This window comes from Deinococcus malanensis (assembly GCF_014647655.1).
GTDB classification, from domain to species: domain Bacteria; phylum Deinococcota; class Deinococci; order Deinococcales; family Deinococcaceae; genus Deinococcus; species Deinococcus malanensis.
In genome coordinates, this window is the sequence record NZ_BMPP01000007.1 from 116,061 (window position 1) to 133,115 (window position 17,055).

A 17,055-nucleotide genomic window follows, 5' to 3' on the forward strand; every position below is an offset into this window, starting at 1 on the left:
CCTCCGCCTTTTGCCGGATGCAACCCTTCATGAGGCGGGAGCGTAATAGGAGACATGAGCGATGAGCGCGCCCCACTGACCCCGCCCGAATCCCTGCTTAAGGCGCCGGAGGCCGTGACGCCTGTGCAGGCCCAGGAAGCTCCGGAAATGGTGCCACTGTCCCCTGAGGACCGCACCCGCCTGGACGAGATGGCCCGCGCTTTTGCCCAGGATGTCCTGAGGGCCGGCGCGCACACCCCGGAATTCAAGCGCAAGCTCACAGCCGTGCATGAACTGGGCATGCCCGAGCAGCGCGCGGCGGCCCAGAGCAGCAACCGCATGCTGGAACGGCCCCTGCGCGCCACCCGCACGGGTGCCCTGGCTGAGGGCAGTGATATCCTGCGCGGCCTGACGGATCTGCGCCGCACGGTGGAAGACCTGGATCCCAGCCGCACGCCGACGCCGCGGCGGCTGTTCGGCATGCTGCCCGGAGCCAAAAAGGTGCAGAATCATCTGGACCGCTACCAGAGCGCCCAGAGCCATCTGAACGGCATTCTGGAAGCGCTCTACCGGGGTCAGGACGAGCTGCGGCGCGACAACGCGACCATCGAGACCGAGAAGGTGCACCTGTGGGACACCATGCAGAAACTGCGGCAGTACGCCCATGTCGGCAAGGCGGTGGACCAGGCCCTCACCGAGCGGCTTGCCGAACTGCAGACCACCGATCCGGAGAAGGCCCGCATGGTCAGCGAGGAACTGCTGTTCGCCGTACGCCAGCGCGTGACCGACCTGCTGACGCAGCTGGCCGTCAGCATCCAGGGGTACCTGGCACTGGATCTGGTGCGGCGCAACAACTTGGAGCTGATCAAGGGTGTGGACCGGGCCACGACCACCACGGTCAGTGCCCTGAAAACTGCCCTGATGGTCTCGCAGGCCCTGGGCACCCAGCAGGCCGTGCTGGGACAGGTCACGGCCCTGAACGACACCACCGGCAAGATGATCGGCTCGACCGCCAGTCTGCTCAAGCAGCAGAGCACGGAGATTCAGCGTCAGGCGGGCAGCGCAACAGTGGACCCGCAGATCATCCAGGCGGCCTTCCGTGACGTGTACAGCGCCCTGGACTCCATCAGTGCCTACCGGTCCCAGGCACTGGACCGGTTCCGCGAGACGATGCAGGTCCTTGACCGGGAGGTCACGCAGGCCCAGACCTACCTGGACCGCGAACGCCAGCAGGCCTCACGCGAGCTGGCGCAGGAGCTGAACGTCACCCCACAGGGCGACCTGAAGATTTGACCGGTTTGAACCTGCGGCGTGAAGTCCTGGGTGAGCTGACCCGGCATCTGTGTGCCCGGACGGTTCATCCGGTGCTGCGCTCGGAACTCCCAGGGTTCACTCCTGCCCCGTCGTAAGCGCAGGCCGAGAACTGGCGAACAACCGGGCTCTGGCGGGAGAACGTCGATCAGATGGCACCAAAAAAACGTGGAGCAGCCATTCCGGCTGCTCCACGCCCACAAGGCTTTCTAGCGCTCGCTCAGAGCGTGCGGGGCACGCGGAATAAGCGGTTACGGGTTGCCGCGCAGCCCGAGGAGAAGTTCGACGGTGAGCTGATCGAGCTGCTCGAGGCCCGGCCCGCGACGACCGAGCGCCTGACGATCGAAGGTGCGGTTCTTGAGGGCCTGCGCGTTCTCCTGGCTGAAGGCGGTGAGCTGCGCGAGTTCCTCGTCCTCGACACGGTACGCGGCGAGCGCCGCCTGGATTTCCGCGTCCTCGCTCCACTGGCGGGCCTTCTCCCGCAGCATCAGGTACGTGCGCATGCACCCGCGCGCAAACGCCCACACTCCGGCTTCATCTTCGGTGCGCAGCGCGTGCGCATCGAAGTGACGGGGACCGTCGTATCCGCTGTCCTCCAGCAGTTTCACCAGGAAGAACGCGCTCTTGAGGTTCTCCGCGCCGAAACGCAGGTCCTGGTCGAAGCGGCTCATCTTCTGGTCGTTCAGGTCGATGTGGTAGAGCTTGCCTGCGTCGATGGCCTGCGCGACCGCGTGAACGAAGTTCAGGCCCGCCATGGTCTCGTGTGCGAACTCGGGGTTCACGCCGAACAGCTCAGGCCGGTCGAGCGTGTGAATGAAGCCGAGCGCGCTGCCGACCGTGGGCAGGAAGATGTCGCCACGCGGTTCGTTGGGTTTGGGTTCCAGCGCGAAGCGGTACCCGTACCCCTGGTGCTCGCTGTACTCGGCGAGGTAGTTCAGGCCCTCACGGTACCACTGGAGGGCGTCGAGGAGCTTTCCGCTCGCGTCGACTTCCGTGCCCTCGCGGCCACCCCAGAAGACGTAGGTTTTCGCGCCGAGTTCCGCGCCGAGGTCCATGCTGTGCATGGTCTTCTGCAGCGCGAACGCGCGGACGCGCGCGTCGGCGCTGGTGAACGCCCCGTCCTTGAAGGCGGGGTCGGTAAAGAGGTTGGTGGTGGCCATAGGTACGACCAGGCCGTGGTCACTGAGGGCCTGCTTGAACTCCGTGACGATGCGGTCCCTTTCGCTGGGGGTCGCGTCGATGGGAACGAGGTCGTTGTCGTGGAGGTTCACACCATACGCGCCGAGCTCCGCGAGCTTCTGAACGATGTACGGCGCGGTGAGCGCGTTCCGGGTGGATTCGCCAAAGGGGTCGCGGCCAGTGTTCCCGACCGTCCAGAGACCGAACGTGAACTTGTCAGCGGGTGTGGGCGTGAAATCAGGCATGGGTGTTCTCCTTGTCTTGTGGACCGTTCGGGTCCTGGCTGGTGGCGGGAGTGGGGTACAGGGTGGCGCGGGCGTGCTCGTACGCGCGAAGCGCACCGTGCATCTCCTGCGTTTGCACGGGCTCCTGAACGTCGGGTCGGGTGGCCTGCATGGCCGTTTGCAGGTCCGGGTGGAGCCCGGCGGCGGGCATGGCCAGAATCGCGGCACCGTTCGCCGCTCCGGGCCGCGCGCGCGTCGGCTGGACGGGTACGTTCAGGGCGCCGCTGACCAGCCCGAGCCACAGGTCGCTACGCGCCCCGCCGCCCGTGGACAGCAGGGTGCGAAGTGGCGCGAGCGGTCGGATGACGTCGAACGCGTCGGCGAGCGCCCCGGCGGTGCCTTCCAGCACGGCGCGGACCAGGTGGGCGCGGCCATGCGCGAGGGACAGGCCCGTGAACGCGCCGCGCGCGTCCGGGTTCATGAGCGGGCTGCGTTCGCCCGCGAGGTACGGAAGGAACGTCACGCCCTGCGCCCCCGGTGGGACGGTCGCGGCTTCATCGACGAGCGCGTCGATGCTGGTGTCGGGCGCGAGCTTGTCGTGCAGCCACTGAAGGGCGCCCGCGCAGGCGAGGGTCACGCCAAGCAGGTGATACCCGCCGTCGGCGTGAGCGAACAGGTGCACGCGGCCCTCCGGGTCGGGCGTGGGCTGCGTGAGCGGCGCGAAGATCACGCCCGACGTGCCCAGGCTCAGGCTGCCCACGTCCGGCCGGGCGCTGGTCAGACCCAGGGCAATGCCCGCGGCGGCGTTGTCTCCGCCGCCAGCCACGACCGGTAGTCCCTCGGGCAGGCCGGTGCGGGCCGCCCACTCAGAAGTGACCCGACCGGTGACGTCCGTGGACGCGCGAACCGCGGGGAAGATTGCCGGATCGATGCCGAGCTCACCGAGGATGTCTGCGTCCCAGTCATTTCGCATGAGGTTCAGGGCGCCCACGCCGGACGCGTCCGACGGTTCGGTGGCGAGTTCACCCGTGAGGACGTACCCCAGGTAGTCCTTGGGAAGGAGGGCGTGGCGGGTGCGCGCGAACACGTCTGGTTCAGCGTCACGCAGCCACAGGAGCTTCGGCAGCTGAAAGCCCGTGACGGCGCGGTTACCCGTGCGGGCGACCAGTTCGGCGCGGGGAATGCGCTGCTCGATGTCGCTCACCTGCGCGGCGGTGCGCTGGTCATTCCAGAGGGGCGCGGGCCGCAGGGGCTCGCCGTGCGCGTCCAGCGGAACCAGACCGTGCATCTGGCCGCTGAGTCCCAGGGCCACGGGCCGTGCGCCCTGAGCGGTGAGGGTGGCGCTGAGCGCCTGGAGGGCTCCGCTCATGGCGTCCAACCAGTCGTCCGGACGCTGTTCCGTCCAGCCGGGTTGTGGCGTCAGGAGCGGGTAGTGGCGCGTTTCTTCCGCCACGACTGTGCCCGACGCGTCGAGCGCGACGACTTTCAGGCCGCTGGTGCCCAAGTCGAGTCCGAGGGTCACGGGGTTCGTCATTGGATGGCTCCTGTGGTGTGTACCACGTTCGCGAGGACTTGCGCGGCGGCACCCCGGGCGGGAAGAAAGAGGCTGTCGGGGATGACGCGGATGGGCACTTCCCGCTGCGCGCTCAGCAGGCGGTTGTGGTGGGTGCCGAAGTAGTCCAGGGCGGGTTGCAGCAGCGGTTCGCCGAGGCGCGTGAGGGACCCGCCGATGACGATCTTGGCGGGGTTGAAGGTGTGGTGGACGTTGAGGAGCAGCATGCCGAGCGCTTCGCCGGCGCGCTTGAGGGTAAGATGCACGGCCGGTTCGTTGAGTCGGGGGACGAGTGCGTCCGCGAGGGGAAGGTCTTCAGAAATGTTCAGGGCCGCGCGGATGGACCAGCTGCTGGTGAGGGTTTCGGCGCAGCCGCGATTCCCGCAGTGGCAGTACGGCCCGCCAGGCTGCAGGACGGTGTGTCCGATCTCGCTGGCGAGGCCGTGCGCGCCGCGCAGAATGCTGGGTGGGCTGCCACTCTGAATGAAGCCGCTGCCGATGCCGGTGCCGAGGCTGATGTAGGCAAGGGAGTCGGGCGCGTTGTACTTGTGGAAGAAGAATTCACCGAATGCCGCGGCTTTTGCTTCGTTCTCGAGGAGCCACGGGCCGTCGAGGTCGTGAAGGTGAGGACGGAGGAGGTCGAGGAAGGGCACGTCCCGCCATCCCAAGTTCGGGGCGGAGAGCACACGCGCTTCCGTGAACGCGACGGGCCCGGGAACGGCCACGCCCAGTCCGAGCAGCGAGCGGCCAGTGACTTGCGGGGCGCGCAGGAGTTGCGTGATGAGGTTCGCAAGTTGCTCGCTGGTCGCGGCGGGGGTGCCGGGAGCCGACGTGGAACTCAGCGCGTGGATGATGGTGCCGTTGAGGGTGCAGGCGACGGCGCGCAGTCCGTGGACGCCGACTTCCGCGCCGATGAGGGCGTGGGTGTGTTCGTTGAGGTGCAGGGCGCGGCCGGGCCGTCCGCCACCCCCCTGCTGCAGTTCACCCTCGGCGAGCCAGCCGTGGTCGAGGAGTTCCTGCACGACGGCGCTGACGGTGGGTTTGGTCAGGCCGGCGCGAGCGGCGATTTCGGAGCGCGACACGCCGGGTTCGTGGCGGATCACGTCGATCACAGCGGCCCGGTTGAGTTGCTTGAGGAAGCCGAGGTCCCCGGCCCTGTACTCTTTGAACGTTGTCGCCATACGGTTACGCCTTCAGCCTTTCAGCTGGTGAGTGTGCTGCCTGGGCCACGCAGTGATCGTTAGAGGATTTAACAAAGTCAGCCTAAAAGGTCCACGCGCTGACGTCAAGCGTCTTCCCAAAAAGCCTTCAGGCGCAGGAATGGGGTAGCGCTTTCAGACGCGCGGGTCCGGCAGGCTGCCAGCCCTTCGGTAAGAGGCTGAACAAACTATGGGAGATCAACAGGCTGCCGTGGAGGTGCGGTGGAACGGCGAACGACCACCTGGGTTCCCAGTTCCAGGCGATTTACGGACGGAGCGATTCCCGCCAGCAGCGTGATCAGCAAATTCGCGGCGGCAGCGCCCATCTCGTACAGGGGCTGGCGCACGGTGGTCAGCGACGGGTGAACCTGAGACGCCATGGGAATGTCATCGAACCCGATCACCGAAACGTCCACTGGCACGCGCAGCCCGGCGTCCTTGACTGCCTCCATCGCGCCGAACGCCATCACGTCGTTCGACGCGAAGATGGCCGTCGGCGCCACGGGAAGTTCCAGAAGCGCTCTGGCCGCCTGAAATCCCCCTGGCTGCAGGAAATCCCCACCGCACACAAGCGTTTCGTCCACTCCGAGACCGTGAACGAGCAGCCCCTCGCGGTAGCCGCGCAGGCGCTCGAGGCTGGCGTGCGTGTCCATGCGGCCGGTAATGAAGCCGATGCGCCGGTGCCCCAGGCTGACGAGGTGATCCACCGCCTCACGCGCGCCGGAATAATTGTCCGCAGTGACCGCCGGTACATCGCGTGCTTCACCGCGATGGTCGATGACAACGCAGCGCTGCCCCGTTCTCTGGAGGAACGCCGGGAACTCCTGCGACGCCGGGGGAAGCACGATGAGCAGCCCGTCAGTGACGCCGCGGGTAAGGGCGTTGATTCGCTCGAAAGCTCTGGCACCGTGGGTGCTGGTGTACAGCACCAGATCGTACTCGTGCCGGGCGGCCGCTTCACCCGCGCCACGGACAATCTCAGCGATGTACTGGGTGCTGAGGTCCGGGACCACCATCCCCAGCACCTGCGTGCGGCTGCGGGCGAGTCCGCGCGCTCCGAGATTCGGAACGTAACCCGCAGTCCGGATGGCTTCGAGAACGCGCTCGCGAGTGTCCTGACCAACGCCCGGCCGGTCGTTCAGGACGCGGGAAACGGTCATGGCCGAAACCCCGCACAGGCGGGCAATATCGTTCAGCGTCGGTTCGTGGTCACTCACGGATGCTCCATTTCCTCAGCGTGTCAGGCCATGTCGTCACTTCCCTTTGAGGTTCGAGCCTCAGCGTGGAACTAGCGGGCTGTGCAGGTGACGGGTTACGTCGGATCCCTCGTGGTGTCGGGGAAGCGTCGTTTGACAGGGCCTTTCAACTGCAATTAGCATAACCGCACCAGTTGAGTTAGCGTTAACGTCCACTCGTAACATCGGCTCTGTTCCAGAGTCTTTCGAGAGCGGCATCCCAGAACCTCCGGTTTACCAGCCCCTGCCAGAAAAACACGCCGCCATCCTCCACACCGCACGTCACGCGAACACCTCCAAAAGGATCACCATGCCAGACACGTATCTCAGCCACCACGCCCCCTGGGGCGCGTACGCCTCGTTCGTCCTCGGTGCAACTGGAAAGGGCGGCGGATTTGCCCTCTCGGACGTTCATTCCCCGAATCGAAGCGTCTACGTCGCGTACCGCACGAAAAGCCAACCAGTACGGGTCCTGCCGTTCCTCAGCGCGCCCCTCGGCATGGGCGAACTCGCGTACCAAGCGGACGCGGACGGACAGCAGCGCGCAGCCCCCGCTGTTCAGATGGTGCCCGAGGAGGAACTCCAGCGGCAACTGCGCTGGGCCACGGACGAGTGGCGTCACGGCCCCTTCCAGTTGCGTCTGCTCAGCCCCTTCGGTGACGTCGCCCCGCCCGGCGTGAACGACGACGCCATGAAACTCGCCGTGTGTCCGGCCATCCTGGCGGAGCTCGAACTCGACAACCGCGACAGCGACGAGGACGCGGAGGTGCTCTTCGCCATCGAGGGTGTCAACCGCCCCCTGTCCGACGCCACGGGCGGCCAGCTGCTGGGCATCGCTGCCGGCCGTGAGTGGGCCATCGCCGCGCTCCCCGGCGAGGGCGTGGAGGAAGTGCAGGACTTCGACGTGATCGGCGCGACCTTCGGCGAGCGCCGGCCCCGCGTTCGTCGCCTCGGCAATACCGGCGGCGTGATGCTCACCGTGCCCGCCGGGCAGACCGGGCGGCTCGTGCTTGCCCTCGGCACCTACCAGGCCGGCAGCGTCACCAGCGGCCTGGACACCAGCTTCTACTACACCAGGTACTTCGGCAAACTCGAAGAAGCCCTCACCTTCGCTCTCCAGAACGCCGGTCATTACCAGCAGCTGGCCGCGGAGCGTGACGCGGAACTCCTGGCCAGCGGCCTGAGCGACGACCGGAAATTCCTGCTTGCGCACGCCGCCCACGGGTACCTGGCGAGCACGCAACTCCTCGTACGCCCGGACGGACGGCCCCTGTGGGTGGTGAACGAAGGCGAGTACCGCATGATCAACACCCTCGACCTGACCGTCGATCAGCTGTTCTGGGAACTGCGATACCACCCCTGGACGACCGGGAACGTCCTTGATCTGTTCAGCGAACGATACTCGTTCACCGACGAGGTGAAATACCGCAGGGAGCGCCATCCCGGCGGCCTGAGCTTCACACACGACATGGGCGTCGCGAACGTCTTTGCGCCCGCCGGTACGTCCTCCTACGAGACGGAGAACCTCGACGGATGCTTCTCGCACATGACCTTCGAGGAACTCACCAACTGGGTGCTGACCTCCACCACGTACGGGCTCCTCGCGGACCGCTCCTGGCTGCGCGATCAGGCGCCGCAGCTCGAAGCGGGCCTGGACTCCCTGCTCGCACGGGACGTGGACGGGGACGGCGTGATGGACGCGGACAGCGCCCGCACCGAGAACGGCGCGGAAATCACCACGTACGACAGTCTCGACGCGAGCCTCGGGCAGGCGCGCGCAAACCTCTACCTCGCCGTAAAGACCTGGGCGTCCTTCGTGTGCCTCGATCATGCCCTTACTACCCTCGGACGGGACGGCAGCCGGGCCGCAGAGCGTGCCGGGCGCGCCGCGCAGACCATCACGAGTGCCTTCGACCAGCAGCGCGGCTACATTCCCGCGCTGCTGGAGGGCGGCAGTGACGCATGCATCATCCCGGCCATCGAGGCACTCGCGTATCCGCACCTGCTGGGACTCGCGGACGCCGTGAACGAACAAGGCCCGTACGGCACGTTCGTGCGCACGCTCCGGACGCACCTTATGACGGCCCTGCAGCCCGGCGTGTGCCTCGACGCCACGTCGGGCGGGTGGAAGCTGTCGAGCACCAGCTCCAACACCTGGCTCTCGAAAATCTTCCTCTGCCAGTTCGTCGCAGAGGATGTGTTCGGCGTGCCAGGCGACGCCGCGTGCGACGCGGCGCACGTCCGCTGGCAGCAGGTCGGTTCCGCCGCGCACGGGCCGACCGATCAGGTGCATTCCAGCGACGGGCGTGACCTGGGCAGCCGCCTGTACCCGCGGCTCGTGACAAATGTGCTGTGGCTGCCGCGTGTGGTCGCTGCCGCCCAGCCCAGCAGGGCCTGACCAGCACAGGTGAGCGGTAGATGCAGTTCGCATCTGCCGCTCACGGTTTTGAGCCGTGCTCTCAATTCGCGGCTATGGGGTTGGCTCTGGCTGGCGCATGCTGCGGTGCAGCCATGCGTAGTTCGCGGTGACGCTCTCCAAAGGGTCGCGCTGGCAGTGGTCCTGCTCGGCGATGAACCACTCGACGCCCGTTTCACGCGCCGCAGCGAGCATCCCGGTGAGGTCCACCTCGCCCTCACCCAGTTCCTCCGTGACCCACTTCCCATCGCGGAGGGCGACGTCCTTGACGTGCAGGAGAGGCGTACGCTGCGCGTACCGGCGCAGGTACCCGACGGGCGAGACTCCCCCGGCATGCGCCCACGCGGCGTCCAGTTCCACCAGCACGCCCGGCGCATCCTGAAACAGCGTATCGAAGGCGTACTGGCCGCCGTGCTGAGCTTCGAATTCGAAGACATGGTTGTGGTACGCGAACTTCAGGCCACGCTCCGCGCACGCGCGCGCCCACTGCTCGAGTTCCCGCGTGAAGGCCGACCAGCCCGCCGCGTCATGAACGAGGCCCGGTTCGATCCACGGGCACACGATGTACGGCGCGCCGACCTCCAGCACGCCCGCCGCGGCCTGCTCGAAGTCTTCACGCATGGCTGCGGCGCTCACGTGGCAGGCGACGGCACTTAACCCCTCACTGTCGAGCACGAGGCGCACCTCACGCGCCGGCACCCCCCCGAACCCGGCGAATTCCACGCCACGGTACCCGATGCCCGCGACGTGCTGCAGTACGCCGACCATATCCGCGGCGACCTCATCACGCAGGGTGTACAGCTGCAACGCAATGCGCTCATGACTCATGCCAGAACCTCCTCTCCCTCGGCGACGGGCAGCGCATCCGGGCGTGGCGGGCGAGTCTGAATCTCCACGTGCCTCCCGACATCCGAGGCGTGCAGGCACGCGTGCATCACTTCCAGCACGTGAAGGCCCAGCTCACCGCCCGCGCGGTGCGGACGCCCCGTCCGCAGGGCCACTGCCATGTCGGCCAGGCCGATTCCGCGGCTGTTCTCGCGGAACGGATGCGACAGCGGCAACTCCAGCCACTCGTCCGTGAGCATCCTCCGCACCATGACCGGGCCGCCGAAGGTGTTCGGGTCGGGCAGGCTCAGCGTCCCTTCCGTCCCGTAGATTTCGATTCGCGGCGTCTGGCTGCCCCACACGTCGAAACTCGTCACGAGCGTCGCCACCGGCCCCGCCTGGAACTCCAGGACGCTCGCGATGTGCGTGGGGGTGGTCACCGGAATGCGCCGCCCGGACGGGTCCTCACCGACGACCCTCTCGGGAAACGACGCTCGCGTCGCGGACGTCGCGCGCCGCACCGGACCGAGCATGTTCACCAGCGCGGTCAGGTAGTACGGTCCCATGTCGAACAGGGGTCCCGCGCCCGGCTGGTAGAAGAAGTCCGGGTTGGGGTGCCAGCGTTCCGGCCCATGACTCAGCATGAACGCCGTCGCCGCGACGGGCTCGCCGATCAGGCCGTCATCCAGGGCCTTGCGCGCCGTCTGCAGGCCCGCGCCGAGGAAGGTGTCGGGCGCGCATCCTACCCTCAGGGACCGCTCGGCTGCGAGCGCGAGCACGCGGCGGCCCGCGTCGAGGTCGGTGGCGAGGGGCTTCTCGACGTACACGTGCCGGCCCGCCTCGAGCGCCGCGAGGGTCACGTCCGCGTGCGCGGCGGGCACTGTAAGGTTCAGCACCACGTCCACGTCGTCCGCAGCGAGGAGTTCATCCAGCGGCACGGCGCGGGCCACGCCGAACTCCGTGGCCCGTGAGCGTGCCCGGTCGAGGTCCAGGTCACTGATGGCGGTGACTTCCAGCGTGGAGAACTTCGTGGGGGCGTTCAGGTAGATCGGGCTGATGTTACCGGCGCCGACCACGCCAACTCGTAATTTCATCAGTTCAGCTCCTCTGTGCGTCAGCGCGGGCGTCACTGCGGCCCGTGGGGCGTTTCACCCCGCGCGACGCGCCTTTGTGGTGACGTTTCATCGAGTTGCATCAGTTCGACGGCGTTCCCATCCGGGTCCGTCACCCACGCCTGCCAGTTGCGGTCCAGCCCGACTTTTGGCTGCACGTCAATAGGCACACCCTGCTGCTCGAGGGTCTCCACGGTGGCGTGCAGGTCGTCCACGCGCAGGCACAGGTGCATGAAACTCCCCTGCCGGGGACTCCCAGCGGGCGCCTCACCGCCAGGGAAGAGTTCCACGAAGCGGTCCCCACCGGCATGCAGGTACACCAGCATCAGGGAACCGTCATCGTGATGCAGGCGGAATGCTTCGCGCAGCCCGAGGCGCGTGTAGAAGTCGAGGGACTGCTGGAGATCGTGAACTTTCAGGGCGACGTGCGCCAGGTCGAGCAGCATGAGAACCTCCAGGAAAGGCGATGGCGTGGGGCGCGGGCGGTGCGAGGGGGCGTTCGCGCGGGTCAGCGAGCGACCGGGCGGGCGGCGCGCCGCCCCGTCACGAAGTCGCGGTACCATTTCGCGCTGTCCTTGAGGGTGCGCTGCTGCGTGTCGTAATCCACGTGCACGATTCCGAAGCGCTTGCTGTACCCGAACGCCCACTCGAAGTTGTCCATCAGGCTCCACGCGAAGTACCCGGCGACGGGCACGCCCGCGTGCATGGCCCGGCGCAGCTCGCTCAGGTGAGTGCGCAGGTAACGCACGCGAGCCTCGTCGCGCACCTCACCACCAACGATCTGATCGTCGAAGGCCGCGCCGTTCTCGGTGATGTAGTACTTCTTCACCGGGTAGTCGCGGTGCAGGTCCGTGAGGAGGCGGTACAGGCCTTCCGGGTACACCTCCCAGCCCATGGCCGTGCGTTCCGTGCCGGGCGTGGGCGGTCCGGCGCGGCTCACACCATCCCGGCTCACCCACTGCCGGAAGTAGTAGTTCACGCCCAGGAAATCCAGGGGTTGCCGCGCCACGGCGAGCGCAGCCAGATCCACGTCCGGCATGGCCGCGCCATAATGCTCGACCGCCAGCGAGGGAAAGACGCCGCGAAAGACGGGATCGAGGTACCAGCGGTTGATTTTCGCGTCCGCCAGCCGGGCGGCCGCCTCGTCCTCGGGATCGTCACTCGCCGCGTCCACCGGGTAGAGGTTGAGGACCGTGCCGAGTTCCGCGGTGGTGTTCTGCTCGCGGAGCGCCTGAACGGCGCGGCCGTGCGCGAGCTGAATGTGATACGACGCGAGCAGCGAGGTGCGCAGGTCCTGGATTCCGGGCGCGTGACGGCCCACATGGTACCCGAGTTCCGCCGTGCACCACGGCTCGTTGAAGGTGGCGTAACTGGCCACGCGGTCCCCCAGCCGCCCGTACACGGTCAGGGCGTACTCGGCAAACCAGTGCTGGACGTCGGGGTTCGCCCATCCCCCCTGATCCTGCAGGGCCTGCGGCAGGTCCCAGTGGTACAGCGTCACGTGGGGCTGCATTCCGCGAGCGAGAATCCCGTCGACCAGCCGGTCGTAGAAATCCAGTCCCGCCTTGTTGACCGGCCCTCGCCCCTGAGGCACGACGCGCGGCCAGGCCACCGAGAAGCGGTAGGCGTTCAGGTTCAGACTCTGAATCAGGTCTAGGTCTGCGGCCCAGCGGTGGTAGTGGTCGCAGGCGACGTCGCCCGTCTCCCCTCCCAGGACCTTGCCAGGTGTGCGGCAATACGTATCCCAGATGCTCGGGCCGCGGCCGTCCTCGAAGGCGGCACCTTCGATCTGGTACGCGCTGGTCGCGACGCCCCACGTGAAGTCCGCCGGGAACGGCGGGATGGGCGCGGACTGTGGACCGGTGTGCGTCATGCGGTTCCATTCCTTTCCAGGTCGCATCCACTGGATGGTGTCGTGATGTGGGTCCACTCCGCGTTTGAGGGTGCGGTTTGGGTGTCAATCGATGGTGGTGGCGTGCAGGTCACCCACGTGGATGCTCACGTTCGGGGCGGGCAAACGACCGAGCGGCAGGGCGAGCGTCAGAACGCGGGACTCGCCGGGTTGCAGCACGACACGCCCGAACGTGACGAGACGCGCGGGCGACGTGCTTCCCTGGGGCCGCGCGAAGGCGAGGACACTGTGCGACCCCGCCACCCGCCCGGTGTTCGCGACGGTAACCGTCACGGCGTCACGCGTCGCCCGCAGGTCACGGTACGCGAAGGTCGTGTAGCTCAGCCCGTGCCCGAAGGCGTAGAGCGGCGCGCCGCTCCGGCCCGGCTCGTCGTACGGAGCGGGAACGTGCGCGGCGGCCATCGGCCACGTGAACGGCAGGCGACCGCTGGGGCTGGTGTTGCCGTACAGGACGTCCGCGACGGCCCGCCCGCCTTCACTGCCGGGCAGATACGCCATCACGAACGCGGCAAGGCGCGTTCGGACATCATCGGGAATGACGATGGGCCGCCCGGCCAGCAGCACCGCCACGACGGGCTTGCCGCTTGCGGTGGCTTCTCGCAGGAGCGCGAGGTCCGCCGCGGGCAGGGCGAGCGTGGGGTTGTCCGCCTCGCCTTCCGCGTGTGGGGGTTCGCCAACCACGACGACCAGTGCGTCCGCGTCGGGCTGACCGGGCACGCCTGCGCTGTACCGAAGCTGTGTGCCTTTCGGCACCACCTGCTTCATCCCGTCGAGAATGGTGATGGCGCGGGTGTCCTCGTTCTTCGGCAGGCCCTGCCAGCCGATGGTCCAGCCGCCCAGCTGCGAGCGCGGGTCGCGCGCCCGCTCACCGACGACGAGGACGCGCCTGGCCCTCTCACCGAGCGGCAGCGTCCGGCCGTCACTTGCCAGCAGGGTGATGGACTGCCGGGCCGCACGAAGGGCCAGGTCGGTGCCGGCCGTGACGGCCGCGCTGGCTTTCTGAGCATCCGCAAAGGGCTGCTCGAACAGGCCGAGCCTGAACTTGAGGGCAAGAACACGCGCGGCAGCCTCGTCCACACGCCCGGCGGGCAGGTCCCCGCTCTTTACGAGGTCGAGGACGGCGCTCGTGAAGCCTTCCGCGTCATGTGGGACCATGGAGACGTCCACCCCGGCTGCGAGTGCCATTCGCACGGCGTCACGGTACGTGGGCGCGACCTTGTGGACCGTCTGGAGTTTCCTGACGTCCTCCCAGTCGGATACCGTGATGCCACGAAAGCCGAGGTCGCCGCGCAGGAGGTTCGTGAGGAGTTCACCGGACGCGTGGGCGGGCACGCCGTTCACGGACCCGCTGTTGACCATCACCGTCGCCGCGCCTGCGGTGAGGCCCGCCTGGAAGGGCGGCAGGTGAACGCCGCGCAATTGCGCGCTGGTGATGCGCGCGTCGGCGCGGTCCTTGCCACCCACCGGTGAACCGTACCCGATGAAGTGCTTGACGGTGGCGGCGACGGAATCCGGACCGAGGGCCGGTCCCTGCAGGCCACGCACGTTGGCCGCGACCATCTCGGACGCGAGTACGGGGTCCTCCCCCCACGTTTCGTAGAACCGACCCCAGCGCGGGTCGCGGCCCATGTCCGCGTCGGGAGCGAAGTTCCAGGTGATGCCCGTGGCGCGCAGCGCCCGCGCGGTGACTTCCCCAATCTGGTGCGGAAACTTCGTGTCAAAGGTCGCGCCCAGACCGATGTTGTGCGGGAACATCGTCGCGCCAATAACGTTGTTGTGCCCGTGTACAGCGTCCACGCCGTAGAGGATGGGAATCTTGAGGCGCGAGTGCGTAAGCGCGTAGCGCTGCAGGTCGTTGGTCATGCGCGCCCACGCCTCGGGTGTGTTCGGCTGGGGCGCCGCGCCGCCGCCACTGAGGAGCGAGCCGACGTGCTGCTTCGCAAGGATGCGGTCGAGCCATTCGGGATTGAGGGGGCCACGGTCCCACTCGTCGCGGCCCATCAGGCGTTGCACGTTGATCTGCGTGAGCTGCCCGACCTTCTCTTCGAGGGTCATGCGGTTCAGCAGGTCCTGCACGCGCTGTTCCACGGGAAGTCGGGTATCAAGGTACGGGTGCGTCTGCGCGAGTGCCGTGGAGGCGGCAAGGAGCAGGGCCATCAGGAGGGTTTTACGCATCAGGCTCCCTTCAGGGGTAATGGACGGTGGCGGGTCAGTCAGCAGCAGTACGCACGGTGGTGATTCCCGCGCCAAGGTCCCAGAGGCTTGCACTGGCGTCCGTACGGGGCAGGTCCGCGTGAGTGCGGGGCCAGTCCACGCTGAGCGTGCCCGTGAATGGCGCGCGTCCCAGCAGCACGTCGGTCACACCGTCCCCTTCCGTGCCGGGCAGCCACGCAGCGACGAATGCGTCCCACTGGGGAAGCTCGTCGGTGATGATCAGCGGACGCCCCGACAGCAGCACCACCACGAGACGGTCGCACTGTTCGCGCACGCGCGCGAGCATCCTGAGTTGCTGCGCGTCGAGGCGAAGTTCTGCCCGGTCGCCCATGCCTTCGGCGTACGGTTCTTCCGCAACGACCGCAATGCCCACCGGGTAGCGCGCGTCCACCTGTCCGTCGGCGCTGTAGTTCACCCTTCCGGGGAGGGCACGCTGGAAGCCTTCGAGAATGCTGGTGCCGGGCGTGATGGGACCGTGACCGCCCATCCAGGTGATCGTCCACCCGCCGCATTGCGCGCCCATGTCGTCTGCGGCGCTGCCCGCTACCAGGACAGTGGGTGTGTTGTCACTGAGTGGGAGGACATTTCCTTCGTTCCTGAGCAGCACCAGGGACTTGCGAACCGCTTCCCGCGCGAGCGCACGGTGCTCTGCGCAGCCCACCACGTTCAGCAGCGCCGGGTCCGTTTCCGGTATGTCGAACAATCCCAGCACGACCTTGGCGGTGAGAATGCGGCGAACCGCGTCGTCAATGCGCTCCTGCGTGACGTCGCCACACTGTACGGCCGCGACGAGTGTGCCGATAAACTTCTCGTAGTCGAAAGGGACCATGACCATGTCGACGCCCGCGTTGATGGCGTCGGCGACGCAACGGTGGTAATCACCGGGGTGCAGCTGGTCGATGGCTTCCCAGTCGCTCACCACGAACCCCTCAAAGCCCAGCTCACCCTTGAGGACGTCGGTGAGCAGGTAGCGGTGCCCGTGCATCTTCAGGCCGTTCCAGGAGCTGAACGACGCCATGACGTTCAGCGCGCCCGCCTCAATGGCCGCCCGGTACGGCGGGAGGTGCACGGCCCGCAGCGTTGCCTCGTCGATGCGGCTGTCCCCCTGATCGAGCTGCCACGCGCCCTGATCGAGCAGCTCCATGAACCCCTCACCCATCTGCGCAATGGCGAGGGTGCGGTCCACGTCCAGCGCGTTCCGGTCCACGCGGGTGGACGATCCCCAGCTGGTGTGACCGTCGGCGATGAAGTGCTTCACGCTGGGCAGCACGGCCGTGGGGTCGTTCCACGCTGCACCGCGCAGGCCCTGCACGTACGCGCTGGCGAGTTCACTCACGAGTTGGGGGTCCTGGCCGTAGCCTTCGTACGTGCGGCCCCAGCGGAGGTCGTGGGGCATGCTCACGGCGGGCGCAAAGTTCCATCTGACGTTGGTGGCGGCGACTTCCAGGGCGGTGGCGCGGCCGATGCGGCGCACCAGATCGGCGTCGCGGGTGGCGCCCAGGGCGATGTTGTGGGGGAAGATGGTCGTGCCGACAACGTTGTTGTGGCCGTGCACAGCGTCCACGCCGTACAGCAGGGGGATGCCCAGTCGGGAGGAGCGGGCTTCGTGGAGGTAGGCGCCGACCATCTCCCGCCAGGCGTGGGGGGTGTTGGGGTCGGGATTGCCGCCGCCGCCGCTAAGGACCGAGCCGAGAGAGAGGCGAGTGACGTCGCCTTGTTTGACGCTGTTCTTCTCCGGCTGCGTCATCTGCCCGGCCTTCTCGCTCAGCGTCATATCGCGCAGCAGACGCTCGACGAGCGCCCGACCTTCTTCGTTCAGGGGATGTGGCTGGGTCATGGCCCCTCCTTCAATGTGGAGCCGGGGGCCCGCGCCGGAACGCCTTGTTCATTCGCGGGC

Annotated in this window: 12 protein-coding genes; 2 read left to right on the plus strand and 10 right to left on the minus strand. The window is 67.5% G+C overall.

What is annotated here, in order from left to right; genetic code table 11:
- Positions 1–54 precede the first annotated feature (54 nt).
- Positions 55–1,272 carry a toxic anion resistance protein gene (locus tag IEY49_RS09985; RefSeq protein WP_189007645.1) on the plus strand — a complete coding sequence of 406 codons (1,218 nt, stop codon included), beginning with the start codon at positions 55–57 and terminating at the stop codon, positions 1,270–1,272.
- 269 nt (positions 1,273–1,541) lie between these two features.
- Here IEY49_RS09985 and xylA read toward each other — a convergent pair whose 3' ends face one another.
- The 4 genes from xylA to IEY49_RS10005 all read right to left on the minus strand — a co-directional run bounded on the left by xylA (position 1,542) and on the right by IEY49_RS10005 (position 6,661).
- The gene (xylA, locus tag IEY49_RS09990) at positions 1,542–2,714 is read right to left on the minus strand and encodes a xylose isomerase (protein WP_189007647.1); all 1,173 of its coding nucleotides are present in this window, start codon (positions 2,712–2,714) and stop codon (positions 1,542–1,544) included.
- Positions 2,707–4,227: a xylulokinase gene (gene xylB / locus IEY49_RS09995; protein WP_189007649.1), complete on the minus strand. Its 1,521-nt coding sequence runs from the start codon at positions 4,225–4,227 to the stop codon at positions 2,707–2,709. Before xylB ends, xylA begins: the two co-directional genes overlap by 8 nt.
- Positions 4,224–5,426 (minus strand): ROK family transcriptional regulator, encoded by a 1,203-nt coding sequence (locus IEY49_RS10000; protein WP_189007652.1) that lies wholly within the window; start codon positions 5,424–5,426, stop codon positions 4,224–4,226. Before IEY49_RS10000 ends, xylB begins: the two co-directional genes overlap by 4 nt.
- 206 nt (positions 5,427–5,632) lie before the next feature.
- On the minus strand, positions 5,633–6,661 hold the full coding sequence (locus tag IEY49_RS10005; RefSeq protein ID WP_189007655.1) for a LacI family DNA-binding transcriptional regulator: 1,029 nt from the start codon (positions 6,659–6,661) through the stop codon (positions 5,633–5,635).
- 328 nt (positions 6,662–6,989) lie between these two features.
- Between IEY49_RS10005 and IEY49_RS10010 the strand changes: the two genes are divergently transcribed.
- Positions 6,990–9,077 (plus strand): glycoside hydrolase family 52 protein, encoded by a 2,088-nt coding sequence (locus IEY49_RS10010; RefSeq protein WP_189007658.1) that lies wholly within the window; start codon positions 6,990–6,992, stop codon positions 9,075–9,077.
- Positions 9,078–9,149: 72 nt separating this feature from the next.
- Here IEY49_RS10010 and IEY49_RS10015 read toward each other — a convergent pair whose 3' ends face one another.
- The 6 genes from IEY49_RS10015 to IEY49_RS10040 all read right to left on the minus strand — a co-directional run bounded on the left by IEY49_RS10015 (position 9,150) and on the right by IEY49_RS10040 (position 16,995).
- Positions 9,150–9,923 carry a sugar phosphate isomerase/epimerase family protein gene (locus tag IEY49_RS10015; RefSeq protein ID WP_189007661.1) on the minus strand — a complete coding sequence of 258 codons (774 nt, stop codon included), beginning with the start codon at positions 9,921–9,923 and terminating at the stop codon, positions 9,150–9,152.
- Positions 9,920–11,014: a Gfo/Idh/MocA family protein gene (locus IEY49_RS10020; protein ID WP_189007664.1), complete on the minus strand. Its 1,095-nt coding sequence runs from the start codon at positions 11,012–11,014 to the stop codon at positions 9,920–9,922. Before IEY49_RS10020 ends, IEY49_RS10015 begins: the two co-directional genes overlap by 4 nt.
- Positions 11,015–11,046: 32 nt before the next feature.
- Positions 11,047–11,478 (minus strand): VOC family protein, encoded by a 432-nt coding sequence (locus IEY49_RS10025; protein ID WP_189007667.1) that lies wholly within the window; start codon positions 11,476–11,478, stop codon positions 11,047–11,049.
- 62 nt (positions 11,479–11,540) lie between these two features.
- Positions 11,541–12,905, minus strand: coding sequence for a GH1 family beta-glucosidase (locus IEY49_RS10030; RefSeq protein WP_189007950.1), 1,365 nt, complete (start codon positions 12,903–12,905; stop codon positions 11,541–11,543).
- Positions 12,906–12,989: 84 nt separating this feature from the next.
- A complete protein-coding gene (locus IEY49_RS10035; RefSeq protein WP_189007669.1) occupies positions 12,990–15,119 on the minus strand; it encodes a glycoside hydrolase family 3 protein in 2,130 nt (709 codons plus the stop codon).
- 34 nt (positions 15,120–15,153) lie between these two features.
- Positions 15,154–16,995 (minus strand): glycoside hydrolase family 3 protein, encoded by a 1,842-nt coding sequence (locus tag IEY49_RS10040; protein ID WP_189007672.1) that lies wholly within the window; start codon positions 16,993–16,995, stop codon positions 15,154–15,156.
- Between the last annotated feature and the right edge of the window lie 60 nt (positions 16,996–17,055).